The 3,913-nt window shown below is 73.0% G+C and carries 2 protein-coding genes and 1 pseudogene; 1 reads left to right on the forward strand and 2 read right to left on the reverse strand.

The window, feature by feature from the left end; genetic code table 11:
• Window positions 1–85 (reverse strand): annotated as a pseudogene (locus tag ACZ619_RS45635) (DNA-binding response regulator); the annotation flags it as partial.
• Between the two features lie 169 nt (window positions 86–254).
• Window positions 255–719 (reverse strand): cyclic nucleotide-binding domain-containing protein, encoded by a 465-nt coding sequence (locus ACZ619_RS45640; RefSeq protein ID WP_469611949.1) that lies wholly within the window; start codon window positions 717–719, stop codon window positions 255–257.
• A gap of 518 nt (window positions 720–1,237) precedes the next feature.
• Between ACZ619_RS45640 and ACZ619_RS45645 the strand changes: the two genes are divergently transcribed.
• Window positions 1,238–3,637 (forward strand): phosphoketolase family protein, encoded by a 2,400-nt coding sequence (locus ACZ619_RS45645; protein WP_469611950.1) that lies wholly within the window; start codon window positions 1,238–1,240, stop codon window positions 3,635–3,637.
• Window positions 3,638–3,913: the final 276 nt, after the last annotated feature.

The raw sequence follows: 3,913 nt of genomic DNA on the forward strand, positions 1-3,913 counted from the left end.
TCAGACCGCGCCGGACCACCTCGTGGTCGTCCAGCAGGAACACCCGGATCGGGTCCTGTTCCGTGAAGGTGCGCGGCTGCGTCATGACGACCCCTTGATCCCCTTGCTCCCGGGAGGTCCCCCGGACGGAGGACAGACTGCGGGCTGTCCACGACGATCATCGCCCCTGGGTGCCGACCGGACTAGGGCCGGTCGGCCCCATTCCCGGGCCGGTGCCGACCGGCCCCGGCCCGGGCGCCGGCGGGACGCGCGGGTCAGATCTTGGCGCCGGCTCCGTAGGGGGCGTACAGGTCGAGCAGCCGGGTGCGGGACGCGCGCAGCCGGTGGGCCAGCACCTCGCCCACCCACTGGCCGACCGCGCTGCCCAGCTCCGGGTCGTCCCGGCACAGCGACCGGATGGACTCGGCGTCGAACTCGTACGCCCGCACCGGGGTCGTGGCCTCGGCGCCCAGGTGCCACACATGCGGTGCGAACAGCCAGGACCAGCCGATCAGCTCGTTGTGCCCGAGGTTCTCGATGACGGCCGCGCGGCGGCCCGGCACCCGCATGTCGAGTTCGACCCGGCCGGAGCGGATGATCCAGAACCGGTCGGCGCGCCCGCCCTCCTCGAAGAGCCGGGTGCCCGGGTCGAAGGAGACCTCGCGGGCGAAGCACATCAGCCGTTCCCGGTGATCCGCGGGGAGCGCGCGCAGCATGGTGGGGGTCGGGACGGTGGTCATGGCGGGCCTCCCGGGACGGGACGGTGGAAGCTGCTGGTCACAGCGTGCGGCGCGGACCGCCGGCCCGCCATGGGCCGAGCGGACCCCACGTCCCGGGACCATCGGTCCGCCGCCGGGCCGTACGGCCGCTCCCGGGGCCGCCCGCGGGCGCGGCACGATCGGTGACGCACCGGGCCGGTGCACCACCCGGACCCCCTGACTCCTGGCACCTGACTCCTGGCACCTGGCACTTGACCCCTGACCCCTGACTCTGCCCTCTGACCTCTGACCCTTGCCCCCTTCCCTCCCGAATCCACGCCCGCACCCCCTCCGCCGCACCCCCTCTGCCCGGCCCACCCGTCCCGCCCACGCCCGGCTGCGGGACCGACAGGCCCTGGCTACGCTGAACGAGGCGCCGTCCCGAGCGCCGCCGCACGGACCACCGCACCGGCTCACCGCCGACCGGACGTGCGCACCTGACGACCGGTTGCCCGCAGCCCGACCACCGGCACGCATCGACGACTTCCGGAGTCCCATCCATGTCCCAGGCCGAACACCAGGACGCCACCGCGCCGTCCGCGCCGTCCGCGCTTTCCGACGCCGAGCTGCGCACCCTGGACGCCCACTGGCGCGCCGCCAACTACCTCGCCGCCGGCCAGATCTACCTGATGGCCAACCCGCTGCTCACCGAGCCGCTGCGGCCCGAGCACATCAAGCCCCGGCTGCTCGGCCACTGGGGCACCTCGCCGGGCCTGAACCTCGTCCACACCCACCTCAACCGGGTGATCGGGGCGCGCGGCCTGGACGTGGTGTGCGTGTGGGGACCGGGGCACGGCGGTCCCTCGGTGCTGGCCAACTCCTGGCTGGAGGGCACCTACAGCGAGACCTACCCCGACGTCACCCGGGACGGGGCGGGCATGGCGCGGCTGTTCCGGCAGTTCTCCTTCCCCGGCGGCGTGCCCAGCCACGTGGCCCCGGAGACGCCCGGCTCCATCCACGAGGGCGGTGAGCTCGGCTATTCCCTCGCCCACGCCTACGGTGCGGCCCTCGACAACCCGGACCTCCTGGTCGCGTGCGTCGTCGGCGACGGCGAGGCGGAGACCGGACCGCTGGCCGCCTCCTGGCACTCGAACAAGTTCCTCGACCCGGTGCACGACGGCGCGGTCCTGCCGATCCTCCACCTCAACGGCTACAAGATCGCCAACCCGACCGTCCTGTCCCGGCTGCCCGAGGACGAACTCGACTCGCTGCTGCGCGGATACGGCCACGAGCCGATCCACGTCACCGGCGACGACCCGCACGAGGTGCACCGCGCGATGGCCGCGGCGCTGGACCGGGCCCTGGACCGGATCGGGGAGGTCCAGCGCGCGGCCCGCGAGGACGGCGCCACCGAGCGGGCGCACTGGCCGATGATCGTGCTGCGCACGCCCAAGGGCTGGACCGGCCCGGCCGAGGTGGACGGGGTACCGGTCGAGGGCACCTGGCGCGCCCACCAGGTCCCGCTGGCCGGGGTCCGGGAGAACCCGGAGCACCTGCGGCAGCTGGAGGCCTGGCTGCGTTCGTACCGGCCCGAGGAACTCTTCGGCTCCGACGGCCGGCCCGTCGCCGACGTGCTCGCCTGCGTCCCGGACGGCGCCCGGCGGCTCGGCGCCACCCCGCACGCCAACGGCGGCCTCCTCGTCCGCGACCTGCCCATCGCCGACCTCGACGACTTCGCCGTCCCCGTCGACAAGCCCGGCACCAGCCTGCACGAACCCACCCGCGTCCTGGGCGACCTGCTCGAACAGGTCATGCGGGACACCGCCGACAGCCGTGACTTCCGCCTGGTCGGCCCGGACGAGACCGCCTCCAACCGGCTCCAGGCGGTGTACGAGGCCAGCGGCAAGGCCTGGCAGGCCGGACTGCTCCCGGTCGACGAACACCTCGACCGGCACGGCCGGGTGATGGAGATCCTCTCCGAACACTGCTGCCAGGGCTGGCTGGAGGGCTACCTCCTGACCGGCCGGCACGGACTGTTCTCCTGCTACGAGGCGTTCGTGCACATCGTCGACTCGATGGTCAACCAGCACATCAAGTGGCTGCGCACATCACGCGAGTTGCCCTGGCGGGCACCCATCGCCTCGCTCAACTACCTGCTGACGTCGCACGTGTGGCGCCAGGACCACAACGGCTTCTCGCACCAGGACCCCGGCTTCGTCGACCACGTCCTCAACAAGAGCCCCGAGGTGGTGCGCGTCTACCTCCCGCCGGACGCCAACACCCTCCTGTCCGTCGCCGACCACGTGCTGCGCAGCCGGGACTACGTCAACGTGATCGTGGCCGGCAAACAGCCCTGCTACGACTGGCTCTCCATGGGCCAGGCGCGCGTCCACTGCGCCCGCGGCGCCGGCATCTGGGAGTGGGCCGGCACCGAGAACGGCGGCGAGCCCGACGTCGTCCTCGCCTGCGCCGGTGACGTGCCCACGCAGGAGATCCTGGCCGCGGCCCAGCTGCTGCGCCGGCATCTGCCGCAGCTCTCCGTCCGGGTGGTCAACGTCGTCGACATGACCCGGCTGATGCCGCACGACGACCACCCGCACGGGATGACCGACTTCGAGTTCGACGGCCTGTTCACCGCCGACAAGCCGGTGATCTTCGCGTACCACGGGTACCCGTGGCTGATCCACCGGCTCGCCTACCGGCGCAACGGCCACCGCCACATGCATGTGCGCGGCTACAAGGAGTCCGGCACCACGACCACCCCGTTCGACATGGTCGTCCGCAACGACCTGGACCGCTACCGCCTCGTCATGGACGTCATCGACCGCGTCCCCGGCCTCGCCGTCCGCGCGGCCGCCGTCCGCCAGCAGATGGCCGACGCCCGCACCCGCCACCACGCCTGGATCCGCGAGCACGGCACGGACCTCCCCGAGGTCGCCGACTGGACCTGGAACTCCTGACCCCTCCCGGGACCCGGCACCGGAACCCCCCCCGTGAACCGGACGGGGGCCGGTGACCCGGCCGATCCGGGTGTCTCCGGCCCCTGCCGCACACTACGGTGGCCTATGACCGGACCTGCCGGTACCCATCTGTCGACAGGATCGGGAGGACCCTGTGGAAGGCCCCGAAGCGGCCCGCGTGCGGCTGCCGCAGCTCAGGCTCGACGAGCTGCTGGACGAGCTTCAGGCCCGTCTGGACGCGGCCCGCGGCACCCGCGACCGGGTGCACAGCCTCCT

The organism is Streptomyces sp. NPDC104367 (assembly GCF_055583825.1).

Coding starts and splice junctions, on each gene's coding strand:
- ACZ619_RS45645 (WP_469611950.1), top strand. CDS start 1,238: ATGTCCCAGGCCGAACACCAGGACGCCACCGCGCCGTCCGCGCCGTCC.
- ACZ619_RS45640 (WP_469611949.1), bottom strand. CDS start 719: ATGACCACCGTCCCGACCCCCACCATGCTGCGCGCGCTCCCCGCGGAT.